Genomic DNA, 16,596 nt, shown 5'->3' on the forward strand with positions numbered 1-16,596 from the left:
GGCCATGCCGAACAAGACGCCGCAGCATCCCCAAGAGGCCGGCTCCTTTCCCGTTCTGCCTCGGCGATCCCGGCCAAAGGGCGGGTTTGGCGCGTCCGAGATGATCTCGCTGGGGCTTGGCGCGGTCTGGCTGGCGGTCTTCGGCTGGCTGTTCTGGCATTCGGGTGCCGGCGGCGGCGGCGTGGCGCAGGTCGTCATGGTTCTTGTCGCGCTTTTCCTGCCAGTGGCGCTGATCCTGCTTGCGGCTCTGATGTTCCGGTCGCTCCGGTCAATGCGGAGCGAGGCCGAGCACCTGCATGAGATGCTGGACACCATGCGTCAAGCCTATCTGTCCCACGCGCAGATGAGCAATGCCGGTACCGCCTTCGAGAAGCGCCTGGACGAAATCGCCGCCACGGCGCGCAGGGCCGAGCAAGCGGTGGCGTCGATCGCTTCGCGCCGGGACGGCGCCGCTGCGCCGGTTGCCGCCCAGGATCCGGCCGCGCCGGCAGCGACGGAGTCGGCCGATCAGCCCGGTCTCGCCCTGGGCGCGCCGCCTGACGCGGCCACCCAATTCCTTTCCAACGCCGAGGTCATCAGGGCGCTGAACTTCCCCGATGGTCCCGATGACCGTGAAGGGTTCCGCGCCCTGCGCCATGCGCTGCAGGACCACCGGCTGTCAAAAAGCGTGCGCGCCGCTCAGGATATCCTGACCCTGCTCAGCCAGGACGGCATCTACATGGACGATCTGACCCCGGATCGGGCGCGGCCAGAGCTGTGGCGGCGTTTCGCACAGGGAGAGCGCGGCAGGACCCTGTCCGGATTGGGTGGGATACATGACAGGTCAAGCCTTGCGCTCAGCGCCGACCGGATGCGGCAGGACACGATCTTTCGCGATACCGCGCACCATTTCCTGCGTCAGTTCGACAGGACACTGGCCGATTTCGAGAAGTCGGCGACCGACGCCGAGCTTGCCGAACTGTCGTGCACGCGCAGTGCACGGGCCTTCATGCTGCTTGGCAGGGTCGCGGGCGTCTTCGACTGATCCGGGCGGCATGTCGCGCCGCCCGCCGGGTCAATTTTCCGCTTCGGGAATCTGGGCGTCCTTCTGGATCAGAAGGATGCCGTGATTGTTGTCGGGGTCGCCGTCGTGATGGATCTTCTCCGTCACGCCGGGAAGCGCGCCGAAGCGCTTCATGATCTTCGTCGGGAAGAAGCTTCTCGGGATCGAGTCGAAGCCCGGAAGCCCCTTGAGGATGTCACTGACGGAGTTGCCGCAGAACGCCTTGTTGACTGCGCCGTAAGCCTGGGCCTTGCGGATCGCAAGCTCGGCAACTTCGGCGCTGACGGGAACGCGCTGTTCGACCACGTCATAGGTTTCGCGCGCGTGGTAGTCGATGTAGAACGCCTTCATCCGCGGCGTGATGCCGTAGAAAAGGTCATTGCGCTCCGGCACCAGCGCATGGTGCCAGGTTCCCGCCGGGTCGAACAGGACGCGTTGGCTGCCATTGATCATCAGGCCAGAGTGTTCACCCTCGCCCCCCTTCTTCCGTATCACGGTAAAGAGGGTGATCGAAGGTTCTTCGTCCGACACGTAACGCGCACGCGCGACCGCTTCGTCGGGGGCCCACACGCTTTCCGCGCCGCAGGCCGCCAGGAAAATCGGCAGGATCAGTGCGATGATATGACGGCGCATCTTGCGTCCAGGCCGGGATCAGGCGTTGGCAAGAGCCATGAAGATGAGGATGCCGATAGAGATACCGCCAACCCATATCGAAAAGCGGATGAAGCCCTCGAAGGTCTTCTCGTGTTCCTTAATGTCCATGCTGCCGTGCTTGTGTTCGGCCATGTTCGTATTCCTCCTAGCATTTCGGCCCGAATAGCCGATTCAAAAGCCTCTGTCACGCCTGCGCGGCTAATTTCGCGCAGGTGTTACTTGCGGTCCAGATCCGCGGCAAGGCGGAACCCGATCCGGCGCGGTTGCTCGACCTCACGCGCCTTGGGAAGCGCGCGCAGCATGACGTTCAACTGGCTGACGTGCTGGATGAGCTGGGTGCGCGCCTCGTCGTCGTCGCGTCCGTAGAATGTCACGATGTCGGGGGCAAAGAACCCGATCCCCTCGATCCGCATGACGCCGACGTCGCTGCCGGCAAAGCCCATCGCGACCTCGTGTTCGTCGTCCAACTGCTCCTCGAAGTTCTTGATGTAGAGGATCAGGCGCTCATAGGCCCATTGCGCGGGGCTCTTTTCCTCGACCGGTTCTCCGGCCAGCGCGTCCGGAAGCGGCTGAAGCTCTGCCGTCATGGGCGCGTCGGGCGCGGTGTGGACGACGCGCGCGCACGGCAGGGCCGAGGCTTCGTGCGCCTCGGCGGCGGTCTGGATTTCGTCGCTTATCCGATTCGGTTCCATCGCCAGATGCCTTCCTGGTCCAGCGACCGCGTGGCGCGGCCCGCCTTCAGAAGATGGTTCAGATGCGCGACGGCTTCAACCAGCGCAAGGCCGTATTCGCCTTCTCCGATATCGCGCTTGAACAGCGGCGGAAAACATTCGGCGGCGGTGCGGGGCGTCGCAAGATGCGCCTCAAGTCGCGCAAGCGCGCCGATGTGGTTGTCGATCATCTGGGTCAGGCGCAGCGGCAGCCCCGTGAACGGCAGCTTGTGACCGGGCAGCACCAGGTGATCGGGCCTTGCGAAGGGCATGAAACGCCGGGCGCTGGCAATCCACTCGGCCACGGGATCGGCCTCGGGTTCGGATGCGTAAACCCCGAGATTTGCCGAGATCGAGGGCAGCAGCTGATCGCCGCCAAGGACGAGCGGGTCGGACAGGCTCCAAAATGTCGCGTGCTCCGGCGCGTGGCCGTCGCCGGTGCGCACGATCCAGTCCCGCCCACCCATCGTGATCCGGTCGCCATCGCGCAACCGGGTGTAGCCCAAAGGCAGCGGCGCCACGACATCGCAGAAGTTGAAGGGCCGCTCGGTCGCCCGCCGCGCCAGAAGATCCGGCGCCATGCCCGCAGCCTTCCAGAAGGCGAGCGTTTCGGGGACCGGCAGAGACTGCTCGTCCAGCGTCAGCATCCGCGCGAAAAGCCACGATGTCCGTGTCGTCACCAGCTCTGCGCCCCGTGCCTGGAACCAGCCGGCAAGGCCCACGTGATCCGGATGGTAGTGGGTCACGACGACTCGGCGGACGGGCCGGCCCGCCAGGGGCCCCTCGATCAGCCGCTCCCAGATGGCGCGGGCGCGGCGGGTGTTCAGCCCGGTGTCGACGAGCGTCCAGCCATCTCCGTCGTCCAGCGCGTAGACGTTCACGTGGTCAAGCGCCATCGGAAGCGGCAGGCGCAGCCACAGGATCCCCGGTGCGATCTCATGTGCGCCACCCTCGGCGGGGGGTGCCTCGATCGGGTAACGAATTCCTCCGGCGGCGGTGCTGGCGACGGTCATTCCGCCACGAGGTCCGTGTCGGTCAGCGCGTAAAGCTGCGCGGCGCCTTCGCGCGCCTCGGCCAGAAGGGCGGCGTGCTGCGGCAGGATGCGGCGGATGAAGACCTCGGCCAGGGCGGCACGCGCTCCGCCGGAAAGCGCGGCCTTCAGGTGGTAGTGCGCCCCCAGAACCAGCGCGAAGGCGCGCAGGTAGGGAACGGCGCCGGCGAAGCGGTCGCGCGGCTCATGCGACAGCATCCACTCGGTCGCTTCGCGCAGGGTTTCGGCGGCAGACCAGACGGCTTCGGTCAGTTCGGGGCAGGCGGCCCGCGTTTCTTCCGCGCCCTTCTCGATTTCCTCGAGAATGCGGAAGGCCGCTTCGCCGCCATCGGCCAGCTTGCGGCCGACCAGGTCCATCGCCTGGATCCCGTTGGTGCCTTCGTAGATCGCCGTGATACGCACGTCGCGGTAATATTGCGCCGCCCCGGTTTCCTCGATGAAGCCCATGCCGCCGTGGATCTGCACGCCGGTTTCGGCCGTGCGGATCCCGGTATCGGTCCCGAAGGACTTGGCGATCGGGGTCAGGAAGGCCGCGCGGTCGGCCCATTCCTTCGCGCCGGTCGCGGCCGCCATGTCCAGCGACACCGCGCAGGCCAGCGCGATCGCGCGCGCGGCAAAGATTTCGGCCCGCATGGTGACCAGCATCCGCCGCACGTCGGCGTGACCCAGGATCGGCCCCATCTGGGACCGGTCGCGGGCGTATTCGGCGGCCTTCTGGTACGCGGCCTCGGCGATCCCGATCCCCTGCATGCCGACGCCGAGGCGTGCGTTGTTCATCATCGTGAACATCGCCGCCATTCCCTTGTTAGGCTCTCCGACCATCCATCCGGTGGCCCCTTCGAAGGCCATCACGCAGGTGGGCGAGCCGTGAATGCCCAGCTTGTGTTCCAGGCTGACGACACGCAGCGCGTTGGCCGCGCCGGGGTCGCCCTGCGCGTCAGGCAGGAACTTGGGCACCATGAACAGGCTGATGCCGCGCGTGCCCGACGGCGCGTCCGGCAGGCGCGCCAGCACAAGATGGCAGACGTTCCCGACGAAATCGCAATCGCCCCAGGTGATGAAGATCTTCTGCCCCGTGATCGCATAGGTTCCGTCGTCCAGCGGCTCGGCCTTGGTTCGCACGGCGCCCACTTCCGACCCGGCCTGCGGCTCGGTCAGGTTCATCGTGCCCGACCATTCGCCCGAAATGAGTCTGGGCAGATAAAGGTCGCGGATCGCGTCGCTGGCGTGATGCTCAAGCGCCTCGATCTGGCCTTGTGTCAGCAGCGGACACAGCTGAAGCGAGATGCAGGCGCCCGACATCATCTCCTGCACACCCATGTTCAGCGTCTGCGGCAAGCCCATTCCGCCGTAGTCGACCGCGGCAGAGGTGCCGATCCATCCGCCCTCGGCGATCTTGGCGTAGGCATCCGCGAAGCCCGGCGTGCTGCGGACCACACCGTTTTCAAGGCGCGCCGGGGTCAGGTCGCCAGGACGCTGCAGCGGTGCGATGACCTCGTCGCACAGCCGCGCCGCTTCGCCCAACATGGCGTCGATCAGATCGGGTGTTGCCTCGGCAAACCGCTCGGTCGCGGCAACGGGCGCGATCGGCACGATCTGGTCCAGAATAAAGCGGATCTCGTCCGCGGGCGCGCGATAGGGCATCAGGTCCTCCGGCGCGGCTTGGCAAGGCGTGCCGCCGCGCGTATGTGTGTTGGGCTTGAGACATGGTGACGTCACGTCAGGTTGCGGGCAACCTGAACGCTGCGTCACGGCGCAAGGCGGAGTGTCCGGTGACGCAAGTTCTGACCCCCGATGCCCAGGGACTGACCACGGCGGCCGAACTGCTGCGGGGTGGCGGGCTTGTCGCCTTTCCGACCGAAACGGTCTACGGCCTTGGCGGCGACGCCCGGTCGGATCAGGCCGTCGCGCGGATATTCGAGGCGAAAGGCAGGCCCCGGTTCAACCCTCTGATCGTGCATGTCCCCGACCTCGAAACCGCCCGCCTGTTCGCGGATTTCGACGACCGCGCGGAACGGGTGGCATCGGCCTTCTGGCCCGGCCCCCTGACCCTGGTTCTTCCGCTGAAGGCAGAAGCAGGCCTGTCGCCGCTGGTCACCGCCGGGCTCGACAGCGTTGCCATCAGGGTGCCCGCGCATCCCGTGGCGCGCGCGCTCCTGGCGGCCTTTGGCGGACCCGTCGCGGCGCCTTCGGCCAACCCGTCCGGCAAGGTCAGCCCGACCCGCGCCCGGCATGTCATCGACGGATTGTCGGGTCGCATCGCTGCCGTCGTCGACGGCGGGGCCTGCGCCGTCGGCGTCGAATCCACGATCCTCGGGCTGATCGATGGCGCAAAGCTTCTGCGGCCAGGCGGCGTTCCGGCCGAAGTGCTGGAAGCCTGTCTGGGCCACTCGCTTTCCAGCGGCGGCGACGCCGAGCGGCCCAATGCGCCCGGACAGCTTCTGTCGCATTATGCCCCAAGCTCGGCAGTACGCCTGAACCAAACCGCGCCCTTGTCAGGGGATTTCTGGCTGGGCTTCGGCCCCGAGGCGGCGCGGTCCGACCTGAACCTGTCTGCCTCGGGCGACCTGATCGAGGCCGCGGCGAACCTGTTTCACTACCTCAGGCAAGCCGACGACGCGGCTGGCGGCCGGCCCATCGCGGTGTCCCCAATCCCGGAAACCGGCCTGGGACGCGCGATCAACGACCGCCTGCGCCGGGCCGCGGCACCGCGACAATGAGGGGCGAAACCGATCTTGCGCGGATGCTCGCCGGGATGGAGCCAAGGCTTCATCCCGACGAGTTCGGCTATGGCCTGATCCCCGGACGCGGCGGGATCCCGCCAGGACTGGTGCCCTTCGCCACCGTCCTTGAAGCCGAGGGGCTGACCATCGTCGCACCAAGATCCGCGCTGATCCGGCACGGAATCGCGCACCGGGCGGGCTTTGCATGCATCACGCTGACGGTTCATTCCGATCTTGAGGCCGTGGGCCTTACCGCCGCATTCGCGCGGGCACTGGCCGAAGCCGGCCTGGGCGCCAACGTGATCGCGGGCCTGCATCACGACCACATCCTGACCAACTGGGATCGCCGCTCAGAGGCGGTTGATCGCCTGCTTGCGCTCGCGCGCCGTGATCAGGCGTGACCGGCCGCCGCTGACAGCAGCAGCGGGTCGATCCCCAGCGACCGCAGCGCGGTTTCCCACTTGGTGGAATTGTCGTCGGAAAACAGAAGCTCCGGCGTCGCCTCGCAGGTCAGCCAGCCGTTCTGAAGGATCTCGTCCTCAAGCTGACCGGGACCCCAGCCGGAATAGCCGAAGGCCAGGATCGACTGGCGCGGCCCTTCGCCCTTGGCAAAGGCCTCAAGTATGTCGAGGGTCGCAGTCATCCCGAACCGGTCGTCGACGTTCAGCGTCGCTGTGTCGCTGCGATAATCGTCGGAATGCAGGACGAAACCCCGGCTGTTTTCCACCGGCCCGCCGAAATGCACGCGTATGTCGCGCGACTGCGACGACATGGGGATGTCCAGTTGTTGAAGCAGGTCCGCGAAGCGCAGGTCGCGTGCGGGCTTGTTCACGATCAGTCCCATCGCGCCTTCGCCCGAATGGGCGCACATGAAGACGACGCTGCGATCAAAGCGGGGATCGCCCATGCCGGGCATCGCGATTAGCATCTTGCCGCTCAGGTTCATCTTGGCCTCCTGTGCTAAAGATTGCGCTCGAACCGCCCGGTGACAAGGCTGCATCGGGAATCTGGCGCCCGATTGGCGGAAAGTTGACTTCTCCTTCCGCGCGAGGATGCCTAGATTGGTCATGATGAACAGCATTCGCAGATATCTTGCGGCCTCGGCCGCGTTGGCCATTCTGGCGAGCCCGGCCTGCGCCCAGTCCTTGCCCGATGACCTGTACCGGGCCGAGCTTCTGCCCGGATGGCAGACGCCCGAGGGCACGCGGATGGCCGCACTTCGCCTTTCGATGGCCAAGGGCTGGAAGACATACTGGCGCGCGCCGGGCGAGGCCGGGATCCCCCCCGTATTCGATTGGTCCGGCTCGAAGAACGTCGCCTCGGTCACCTATCACTGGCCGGCGCCGGAGGTGTTCGAGCTTAGCGGCTACACGACCTTCGGGTTTCACGACGAGTTGGTGCTGCCGATCGAGATCCGGCCGCAGGACGCCAGCCAGCCGATCACGGCCTCGGCCGAAGTGGAACTCGGCATCTGCGAGGATATCTGCGTTCCGGTGGCCTTCACGATATCCGCAGAACTGTCGGGCAGCGAAGCGGATACGAGAATCCGTCAGGCGCTGGCAAGCATGCCTGAAGACGCCCGGGATGCGGGCCTGACCGGCTTTCGCTGCACGGTCGAACCGATTCGCGACGGATTGCGGCTGACCGCAACGCTGACCATGCCGCCGCTGGGCCGGGAAGAGGTGGCGGTGCTTGAGGCGGGCGCGGGCGACATCTGGGTCTCGCCTGCCGAAACGCGGCGCGAGGGCGGAACGCTCGTCTCCGTCGCCGACCTGGTGCCACCGACGGCCCGCCCCTTCGCGCTTGACCGCTCATCCGTGGTGGTGACGGTTCTCGCCCCAGGACGCGCCGTGCAAGAGATCGGCTGCACCGGCTAGCTCCGGCGGCGCCCCGCAAACGCCAGCGCAACTGCAAGCCCCGCCGCCACGATCAGGGCGGCGGCCGCGATGCCAAGCGCAATCTCTCCGAGATCCCCGCCCGTCGGCGCGAACGCGATCAGCGCGGCCACACCCGCAGCCACGGCAATGGCCAGGGAAGACACCAGAACGCGCAGTCGCCCGGCGCGCCCGGCAAAGGCGCGGCGCAGCGCGCGGATCTGTTGCGCCACATCGGCCTGGATTACCAGAAAGACCGGCACCACGATCAGGACCAGCACCATCCCGAAGCCCAAGCCGTAGCACAGGGTTATGACCGTGGGCTTGAGAAACTGCGCCTGCTTGGACGATTCATAAAGCAGCGGGGCAAGGCCCGCGACGGTTGTCGCGGTGGTCAGAAACACCGCACGCAGGCGACCCGCGACGGCGTCGACGATGGCCGGGATCAGCGCGCGTTTTCGCGCCTCTTCGCCCACCGCAACGACAAGCACGATCGCATCGTTGACGATGATGCCGGCCATGCCGATCATCCCCACGACCGAGAACATGGACAGCGGCACATCCCAGACCCAGTGGCCGTGCAACGCGCCGATCAGGCCGAAGGGAATGACCGCCATGACCACGACGGGTCGCCACCAGCTTGCGAAGATCCAGGCCAGCACGGCGAATATGCCCGCAAGCGCGGCGGCCAGCCCCACGAGCGCGTCGGACAGAAAGCGGCCCTCGTCCTCGCTCAGACCGGAAAGTTTGTAGCTCAGGTCGAATTCCTGGGCGAGTTCGGGCAGCAGGATCGTCCGGACCTCGTCCAGGATCGCGGCGGCCCGCGCGGGATCGTCGTCGGCCAGATCGCCGGTCACTTCGACCACGGCGCGGCCATCCTCGCGCCGGATCGCGGAAAAGCCCCCCCGGACCGAGGCAGTGACGATGTCGGCCAGCGGGACATAGGCGCCGGCTGGGGTGCGAAGCAGGGTATGGTCCAGGAAATCGGCGCGAACGTCTTCGGGCGGCATTTCCACCCGGATCGAGGCCGATCTGGCGCCCGCAGGGAATGTCGCCGCCTCGATCCCGGACAGGCGGGCGCGCAGCTCGCGGCCGACATCTTCGGTCCGGAAGCCCAGTGCCTGCCCCTGCGGCGTCAGGTCCAGAACCAGTTCGTCCTTGTCATAGGGCAGGCTGTCTTCCAGCGCCGAAACCTCGGGGTAGCGCGAAAGTCGCGTCTTGAGGGTTTCGGCGGCCGATTTCAGTGCCTGTGCGGATGCGCCCGATAGCTGGACCGTCAGCGCGTCGGCGGCCGGACCGAATCGCGCGCCCCGGAACGACAGCTCCTCCAGCAGCGGATGTGCCGGCGCGGCCTCCTGCAGGTCCGCCAGGAACTGGAAACTGGACCATGTCCGCAGGTCGGCGTCGATCAGCTCGATCGAGATGCCACCGACCAGGTCGGGATCGCGGGTGTCGCTGGCGCCGAAGTAGCGGCCCGTGCTGCCCCCCACCTCGGCCAGGACATGGCGGAGCGGGTAGGTGCCATACCTTTCCTCGTAATCGCGCGCGACCTTTTCGGTCGCCTCCTGCAGCGCGTAGGCGAAGGCCAGCGTATCGTCGCGCCGCGCCCCCGACAGCATCGAGAAATTGCCCGTCACCGCGCCCTGTTCCGGCGAGTTGAAGAAGCGCCAGGTGATGTCGCCTCTGAGAAACAGCCCAACCTCGAACGCCAGAAGCGCGATGGCGCCCGCCAGCACGGCATAGCGCATCGCCAGGGCGGCCCGCGTCAGGGGGCGCACCACCCGGTCACGCAGCCAGGCGAAGCCGCGGTTGACCTGGCGGCTGGGCCAGTCATACCAGCGCCCGGCGCCCACATGCGCCAGCGCCTTGGCCATGTGGTTGGGAAGGATCAGGAACGCCTCGAGCAGCGAGGCCGCAAGCACCGCCGTCACGGTCAGAGGGATGTCCGAGATCAGTCGTCCGAAGGTGCCGCTGATCGCGGTCAGGCCCAAGAAGGCTATGATCGTCGTGACGGTCGACGAAAACACGGGCGCGGCCATGCGGGTCACCGCCGTTTCCGCCGCGACCAGGGGCGGCTCCGCCAGCCTGCGCGCGCGGAAATCGGCGTGTTCGCCGACGACGATGGCATCGTCGACGACAATGCCAAGGGTCAGGATCAGCGCGAAGAGCGATATCATGTTCAGCGTCAGGCCCGCCGCGTACATGAAGGCGACGGCTGCCAGCATCGCGGCGGGAATGCCCGCCGCGACCCAGAACGCGGTGCGGGCGTTCAGGAACAGGAACAGGAAGATCAGCACCAGCCCCAGCCCCAGCGCCCCGTTTTCGACAAGGATCGACAGGCGCGCGGAAATGTCGGCGGACCGGGTCCTGACAAGGTCGATCGAAACGCCTTGCGGCAGGGTCGGGCGCATCTCGGCGGCGACCTGCTCGACCTTGGCCTGAATGCCGATGGCGTCGCCGGCAGCCGAGCGGTCGACGCGGACCACGACCGCCGGATTGGTGCCGGCGAAATAGGCGCGGGACCGGTCGGCCGGCTGCTGGGATATGCGGGCGGCGTCGCCCAGCCGCAGCGTCGTGCCGTCCGCGTCACTCCGCAGCACGATCCGCGCCAGCGCGTCGGGCGCGCGACGCTCGGTTCCGGTCCGCAGCCGCGTGTTGGCGCCCTCGACCTCGCCCGCCGGGTTCGTCCCGGTTTCCGCGCCGATCGCATCCGCGATCTCGGCAAGGGTCAGATCGTGCCGCAGGAGCGACGCCATCGAGACCTCGACCGTGATCTCGGGATCGGCAAGGCCCTGGATCGTCGCCCGCGTGACACCCTGGGCGAACAGTTCGGTCACGAAGTCATCGGCAAAGCGCCCCAGCTGATCGACCGTGACGGGACCCGAGATGACGACGTCGGTCACGCGGTCGCGCCACGAGCTTCGCCGCACCTCGGGTGTTTCGGTATCGTCCGGAAGCGTCGTGATGCCTGCCAGCGCTGTTTCCACATCCGCCAGCCCGCGCGAAAGGTCCCAGCCCGGCTCGAACTCAAGCTCGATGCTGGCCCTGCCTTCGCTGGCCACCGAGCTTGCGCGCTCGACACCTTCGACCGCGCGCAGAGCGGGTTCCATCACCTCGATGATACCGCGGTCCACATCGGCGGCCCCGGCGCCGGGCCAGACGACGGTGACATCGACCTCGGGCACCACAACGTCGGGAAAATATTGTGTTCGCATGTTCGGGATGGCGGCCAGGCCGGCCATCATCACCACGACCAGAACCAGGTTCGCGGCCGTCGCGTGGCGCGTGAAATAGGACAGGATGCCCGCCACCAGCCCGTCGCCGCGCCGCGCCATCCTAACCTCCGCTGCGGGCTTCGATGCGCCGCACCGTATCGGCCGGCACGAAGTCCCTGCCCAGTTCGGCCAGCACCCGCGCCTTGGCCCCGGCGGACAGTCCCTCGTTGGCCTCGACCAGCGCGACAAGCGCCGCGCGGCGTTCCGGCGCCAGCGGGATCAGAGCAGCTTCGTCAGGCTCGCCCTCGCGGACGGGGCGGATGCGGATCCCCGGCCCCAGAAGCGGCGACCGGCCCGCAACGATTTCGCGCCCGGCAAGGTCGCCCGGCGCGACGATCGCCTTGTCGCCCTGACGGCGCAGCAGCGTCACCTGAGCCGCCTCGAGCCTGTCCCCTGCCGCAACCAGAAGCACAGAGCCGTCCGGCCCAAGCGCGGCGGCGGGAATTTCCGCGACCGCGTGAAGTTCCGGTTCGGTCACTTCGACGCTGACGAAATCGCCGGGTCTGAGACCATCGGCCCGATCCAGCGCGGCGAACAGCAGCCGCCCGCTTTCGCCTGCGGCCACGGCCGCTCCCGCGCGGGTCAGCTGGCCTGACGCCTCCGCAAGGCCCGAGGTCGCCGCGACGGGAAGCGGCAGAAGCGCGCCGTTCCCGTCAAGAAGCCGCGAAAATTCGGCCGTGGAAAGGCGGAACGCCACTTCAAGTGCGGCGGGATCGATCAGCACCCCCAGCTTTTCGTTGCGGCTGACAAGCCCGCCCCGGACCGCGGCGACTTCGGACAGGACACCGGAAAACCCGGCCTCAAGCACCGTGTCGGCCACGCGCCGCTCGGCCTCGGCCAGCGCGATTTCGGCACGCGAAACGGCCGATATCGCACGGTCAAGCCGCGCCTCGGCCTCGGCCAGCGCCTGCCTGCGGGTGAGGACGCCCTGCACCGCCGCCGAGGCGGCCAGCGCCGCCGCTTCGCGGTCGGCGGCTGTCCCCAGTCCCCTGGTCGCAAGATCCTCAAGCCGCCCCAGTGCCTTGTCGCGCAGTTCCGCCTGGACGTCCGCGGCGGCCAGATCGTCGCGGGCAAGACCCAGCGCGTTCTCTGCCTCTTGCCGCTCAAGCCGGGCGGAGGTCAGGTCCGCCGCCGCCAGGTCGCGCGCCGCCTCTGCATCGCGCGGGTCGAGCCGCAGAAGCACCTCGCCCGCCCCGACCGCGCCGCCTTCCAGGAAGTTCGGATGGATCTCGACGATCGTTCCTTCGGCTGCGGCACGCAATTCCAGGGTGCGGCTGCTGCGCACCGTGCCATAGGCGGTCAGAACCGGCGCGATCGTATCTGGTTCAAGCCGGATGACATTCGCGGCGAAGACCCGTTCGCGCGCGCCCTCGGACGGCGCGGGACCAGCCTGCCGCGTTTCGATCGAGTCGCGCAGCCACAGACCGGCAAGCGCCAGCAGCGCGACGGCTGCGGCAAGATGCACCAGTCCCAGAAGGCTGCGAAATAGGAAACGCATGGTCTTTCTTCCGTGCAGAACGGACAAAGCCTATAGCCGCGCCCGCGCGCCTCCAAGCTCAAAGCGTTCAGCGCACGCGGGCGTGACCTGCGGCGCTACTTGCGACGCAGGTGCTCATCCAGGCGCGGCATGATCTCGACGAAGTTGCAGGGCCGGTGACGGTAGTCGAGTTGCCACTTGAGGATTTCGTCCCAGGCATCCTTGCAGGCGCCGGGGCTGCCCGGCAGCGCGAACAGGTAGGTGCCGTTCGCCACCCCGCCCGTCGCCCGGCTTTGCACGGCAGAGGTGCCGATCTTCTGCATGGACACGATGGTGAAGACCGTGGCGAAGGCCTCGATCTCCTTCTCGTAGACGTCGCGATGCGCCTCGACCGTCACGTCGCGGCCCGTCAGGCCCGTGCCGCCGGTCGATATGATCACGTCGATCCCGGGATCCGCGCACCAGTCACGCAGCCGTGCCGCGATGTCGGCGCGTTCGTCGCGCACGATGTCGCGCGCCGCCAGCACGTGTCCGGCTTCGGCGATCCGCGCGACCAACGCCTCGCCCGATCTGTCCTCTGCAAGTCCGCGGCTGTCGGACACGGTCAGGATGGCGATCCGGACCGGGATGAAGTCCTTGGTTTCGTCGATGCGGCTCATGCGGGATCCTCAAGCCTTGCCTTGATCTCAAGCAGATCCGCCCAGGCCTCGCGCTTGGCGGCGGGATTGCGCAGGAGATAGGCGGGGTGGGTCATCGGAAGCGCGGGCTTGCCGAAGGCGGCGGTCCAGTTCCCCCGCAGGCGCAGGATCCCGCGCTGGCCCAAGGCGGCGGCGCAGGGCGTGTTGCCCATCAGAATGACCAGCTTCGGATTCACAAGCTCCACATGCCGTTTCAGGAAAGGCAGCATCATCGCGATCTCGGCAGGCTCGGGGTCCCGGTTCTGCGGCGGGCGCCATGGCATGACATTGGTGATGTAGATCGCCTCCACGGGATGGTGCGCGGTCCGGGCAAGACCGATCGCCGCGAACATCCGGTCCAGAAGCTGCCCCGCCCGCCCGACGAAAGGCCGACCCTCGATATCCTCGTCCCGGCCCGGAGCCTCGCCGATGATCATCACCCGCGCTTCGGGGTTGCCGTCGGCGAAGACGAAATTGCGCGCGCCCTTCTTCAGGTCGCACAGGTCGTAGGCCGACTGCGCCGTGGCGAGCTGTTCCAGGGATGCGGCACGCGCCGCCGCAGCAGCAGCGGCCTCAACCGGATCGGCCGCCGCAGGCTGCGGCGCGGGATTCGGGGCGCCGGGCGCGGATCTGGAGGCTTTCACCGCGGGCTGCTCCTGCTCGTAGCGGTTCACCGGCAGGTCGCCCACCGCCTCGTCAGCGCCAAGCTCCACCTGCCACTCATAGAGCGCGCGGGCGGTTGCGAAATCCATCTGGGCAAGGGTCATGTCCATGCCCGCCAAGCTAGGCTGGCGCCAAGGCGACCACAAGGCGCGTATTCGCCGTTGCCCGAACCGCGTCCTTTTGCCATAAGCCCCTGAAATGGACCGGAGGCCCTGATGACATTCCGCGCGCGGCATCTTCTGGGGATCGAGCACCTTGCCCCGGAAGAGATTCGCACCGTCCTTGACCTGGCAGAGACCTATGTCGACCTGAACCGGCGCACGGTGAAGCATTCCGACGCGCTTGCAGGCATGACGCAGATCAACATGTTCTTCGAAGCGTCGACGCGCACCCAGGCGTCGTTCGAGCTCGCGGGCAAGCGGCTGGGGGCGGACGTGATGAACATGTCGGTCGCCCATTCCAGCGTGAAGAAGGGGGAAACCCTTATCGACACGGCGATGACCTTGAACGCCATGCACCCCGACCTCCTGGTCGTGCGCCACCCGGCCTCGGGCGCGGTGGACCTTCTGGCGCAGAAGGTCAATTGCGCGGTGCTGAACGCGGGCGACGGGCGGCACGAACACCCGACACAGGCGCTTCTGGACGCGCTGACGATTCGGCGCGCCAAGGGCCGGATCCAGCGCCTGACCGTCGCCATCTGCGGCGACATCGCCCACAGCCGGGTCGCCCGGTCGAACCTGATTCTGCTGGGCAAGATGGAAAACCGGGTGCGCCTGATCGGCCCGCCGACGCTGATGCCCTCGGGCGTGGGTGACCTGGGCTGCGAGGTCTACCAGGACATGCGCGAAGGGCTGAAGGACTGCGACGTGGTGATGATGCTTCGCCTGCAACGCGAACGGATGGACGGCGGCTTCATCCCGTCGGAACGCGAATACTACCACCGTTTCGGACTGGACGCGGAAAAGCTGGCCTTCGCGAAGGAAGACGCGATCGTCATGCATCCGGGCCCCATGAACCGAGGGGTCGAGATCGACGGCGAACTGGCCGATGACATCAACCGCAGTGTCATCCAGCACCAGGTCGAGATGGGCGTCGCCGTCCGGATGGCCTGCATGGACCTGCTGGCGCGCAACCTGAGGGCCGAGCGCGGGGCCAGGGCTGCGGGGGTGATGGTATGACCCTGCACCTGATCAATGCCCGCCTGATCGACCCCGAAGGGCTGACCCAGTCCGAAGGCTCGGTCACTATCGAAGACGGCGTGATTTCCGCGCTGAACGGCGATGCCCCGAAGGGCGCGAACGTCTTCGACTGCGAGGGTCGCTGCCTGGCGCCCGGCATCGTCGACCTGGGCGTCAAGATCGGCGAGCCGGGCGAGCGGCACAAGGAGTCGTTCCGCTCCGCCGGCCTTGCAGCCGCCGCGGGCGGCGTCACGACGATCATCGCCCGCCCCGACACGCACCCGGCCATCGACAACCCAGAAACGCTGGAGTTCGTCACCCGCCGCGCGGCCGAAGCCTCGCCCGTCCGTATCCGCCACATGGCCGCCCTGACCAAGGGCCGCGAAGGGCGCGAGATGACCGAGATCGGGTTTCTTCTGGACGCGGGCGCCATCGCTTTTACCGACTGCGATCATGTCGTGACCGACACCAAGGTCCTGTCCCGCGCGCTGACCTACGCCAAGTCGCTGGGCGCGCTGGTGATGGGGCACCCGCAGGAGCCGGGCCTTTCGAAGGGCGCGGCCACGACTTCGGGCAAGTTCGCCAGCCTGCGCGGCCTTCCCGGCGTGTCGCCGATGGCCGAGCGCATCGGTTTCGACCGCGACATGGGCCTGGTCGAGATGACCGGGGTCAGGTACCACTTTGACCAGATCACCACGGCAAGGGCGCTGCCGCCGCTGGAGCGGGCGAAGAGAAACGGCTTCGACGTGACCGCCGGCACCTCGATCCACCACCTGACGCTGAACGAATTCGACGTCGGCGACTACCGCACCTTCTTCAAGGTCAAGCCGCCGCTGAGAAGCGAGGATGACAGGCTGGCCACCGTCGAGGCGGTGGCCTCGGGCGTGATCGACATCATATCGTCGATGCACACGCCGCAGGACGAGGAATCGAAACGCCTGCCCTATGAGGACGCGGCGGCCGGCGCGGTGGCGCTGGAAACCTTCCTGCCGGCGGCGCTGCGGCTTTACCATGCCGGGCATCTGACGCTGCCGCAGCTGTTCCGGGCGATGGCGCTGAACCCCGCGGGCCGTCTGGGCCTGCCGCAGGGGCGGCTGGCCCAGGGCGCGCCAGCGGACCTCGTGCTTTTCGATCCCGACACGCCCTTCGTGCTGGATCGCTTCAAGCTCAGGTCAAAGTCGAAGAACACGCCCTTTGACGGGCAGAGGATGGAAGGCCGTGTGCTGGCGACATGGGTCGCCGGAAGACAGGTCTTCGGCGCGGAGGCGTAAG

The 16,596-nt window shown here is 67.5% G+C and carries 16 protein-coding genes; 6 read left to right on the forward strand and 10 right to left on the reverse strand.

The genetic code is table 11. The features are described from left to right. Positions 1-4: 4 nt before the first annotated feature. Positions 5-1,024: a hypothetical protein gene (locus OEW28_RS00835; RefSeq protein ID WP_263732837.1), complete on the forward strand. Its 1,020-nt coding sequence runs from the start codon at positions 5-7 to the stop codon at positions 1,022-1,024. Between the two features lie 30 nt (positions 1,025-1,054). Here the strand turns inward: OEW28_RS00835 and OEW28_RS00840 are convergent, their stop codons facing one another. The 5 genes from OEW28_RS00840 to OEW28_RS00860 form a co-directional block, all read right to left on the reverse strand. Beyond that, positions 1,055-1,675: a hypothetical protein gene (locus tag OEW28_RS00840; RefSeq protein ID WP_263732838.1), complete on the reverse strand. Its 621-nt coding sequence runs from the start codon at positions 1,673-1,675 to the stop codon at positions 1,055-1,057. An 18-nt stretch (positions 1,676-1,693) separates the two neighbouring features. Beyond that, a complete protein-coding gene (locus OEW28_RS00845) occupies positions 1,694-1,828 on the reverse strand; it encodes an aa3-type cytochrome c oxidase subunit IV (protein ID WP_263732839.1) in 135 nt (44 codons plus the stop codon). A gap of 83 nt (positions 1,829-1,911) precedes the next feature. Beyond that, the gene (locus tag OEW28_RS00850; protein WP_263734336.1) at positions 1,912-2,373 is read right to left on the reverse strand and encodes a DUF6173 family protein; all 462 of its coding nucleotides are present in this window, start codon (positions 2,371-2,373) and stop codon (positions 1,912-1,914) included. Further along, complete coding sequence (locus tag OEW28_RS00855) at positions 2,370-3,419, reverse strand: MBL fold metallo-hydrolase (protein ID WP_263732840.1); 1,050 nt, start codon at positions 3,417-3,419, stop codon at positions 2,370-2,372. Before OEW28_RS00855 ends, OEW28_RS00850 begins: the two co-directional genes overlap by 4 nt. Then, entirely contained in the window at positions 3,416-5,101 is a 1,686-nt protein-coding gene (locus tag OEW28_RS00860; protein WP_263732841.1) for an acyl-CoA dehydrogenase, read from the reverse strand. The genes OEW28_RS00855 and OEW28_RS00860 overlap by 4 nt, the downstream gene beginning before the upstream one ends. Positions 5,102-5,229: 128 nt before the next feature. Here OEW28_RS00860 and OEW28_RS00865 point away from each other — a divergent pair, with 128 nt between their 5' ends. Both OEW28_RS00865 and OEW28_RS00870 read left to right on the forward strand, forming a co-directional pair. Continuing rightward, on the forward strand, positions 5,230-6,177 hold the full coding sequence (locus OEW28_RS00865) for an L-threonylcarbamoyladenylate synthase (RefSeq protein WP_263732842.1): 948 nt from the start codon (positions 5,230-5,232) through the stop codon (positions 6,175-6,177). Further along, on the forward strand, positions 6,174-6,581 hold the full coding sequence (locus OEW28_RS00870; protein ID WP_263732843.1) for an ACT domain-containing protein: 408 nt from the start codon (positions 6,174-6,176) through the stop codon (positions 6,579-6,581). Before OEW28_RS00865 ends, OEW28_RS00870 begins: the two co-directional genes overlap by 4 nt. Here the strand turns inward: OEW28_RS00870 and OEW28_RS00875 are convergent. Continuing rightward, positions 6,572-7,126, reverse strand: a complete 555-nt coding sequence (locus OEW28_RS00875) for a YqgE/AlgH family protein (protein ID WP_263732844.1) — start codon at positions 7,124-7,126, stop codon at positions 6,572-6,574. The genes OEW28_RS00870 and OEW28_RS00875 overlap by 10 nt on opposite strands. 106 nt (positions 7,127-7,232) lie before the next feature. Here OEW28_RS00875 and OEW28_RS00880 point away from each other — a divergent pair, with 106 nt between their 5' ends. After that, positions 7,233-8,057, forward strand: a complete 825-nt coding sequence (locus OEW28_RS00880; protein ID WP_263732845.1) for a protein-disulfide reductase DsbD domain-containing protein — start codon at positions 7,233-7,235, stop codon at positions 8,055-8,057. On the opposite strand, the gene OEW28_RS00885 is transcribed toward OEW28_RS00880, so the two are convergent. The 4 genes from OEW28_RS00885 to OEW28_RS00900 all read right to left on the reverse strand — a co-directional run bounded on the left by OEW28_RS00885 (position 8,054) and on the right by OEW28_RS00900 (position 14,256). Next, on the reverse strand, positions 8,054-11,389 hold the full coding sequence (locus OEW28_RS00885) for an efflux RND transporter permease subunit (protein ID WP_263732846.1): 3,336 nt from the start codon (positions 11,387-11,389) through the stop codon (positions 8,054-8,056). The genes OEW28_RS00880 and OEW28_RS00885 overlap by 4 nt on opposite strands. Before the next feature lies 1 nt (position 11,390). Then, the gene (locus OEW28_RS00890; RefSeq protein WP_263732847.1) at positions 11,391-12,827 is read right to left on the reverse strand and encodes an efflux RND transporter periplasmic adaptor subunit; all 1,437 of its coding nucleotides are present in this window, start codon (positions 12,825-12,827) and stop codon (positions 11,391-11,393) included. 95 nt (positions 12,828-12,922) lie between these two features. Next, positions 12,923-13,465: a molybdenum cofactor biosynthesis protein B gene (moaB, locus tag OEW28_RS00895; RefSeq protein ID WP_263732848.1), complete on the reverse strand. Its 543-nt coding sequence runs from the start codon at positions 13,463-13,465 to the stop codon at positions 12,923-12,925. After that, positions 13,462-14,256, reverse strand: coding sequence for a uracil-DNA glycosylase (locus OEW28_RS00900; protein ID WP_263732849.1), 795 nt, complete (start codon positions 14,254-14,256; stop codon positions 13,462-13,464). Before OEW28_RS00900 ends, moaB begins: the two co-directional genes overlap by 4 nt. 105 nt (positions 14,257-14,361) lie before the next feature. Here OEW28_RS00900 and OEW28_RS00905 point away from each other — a divergent pair, with 105 nt between their 5' ends. Then, positions 14,362-15,324 carry an aspartate carbamoyltransferase catalytic subunit gene (locus tag OEW28_RS00905; protein WP_263732850.1) on the forward strand — a complete coding sequence of 321 codons (963 nt, stop codon included), beginning with the start codon at positions 14,362-14,364 and terminating at the stop codon, positions 15,322-15,324. After that, positions 15,321-16,595: a dihydroorotase gene (pyrC, locus tag OEW28_RS00910; protein WP_263732851.1), complete on the forward strand. Its 1,275-nt coding sequence runs from the start codon at positions 15,321-15,323 to the stop codon at positions 16,593-16,595. Before OEW28_RS00905 ends, pyrC begins: the two co-directional genes overlap by 4 nt. The last annotated feature ends 1 nt before the right edge of the window (position 16,596 follow it).

Source organism: Albidovulum marisflavi (assembly GCF_025751435.1).
Classification (GTDB): domain Bacteria; phylum Pseudomonadota; class Alphaproteobacteria; order Rhodobacterales; family Rhodobacteraceae; genus Albidovulum; species Albidovulum marisflavi.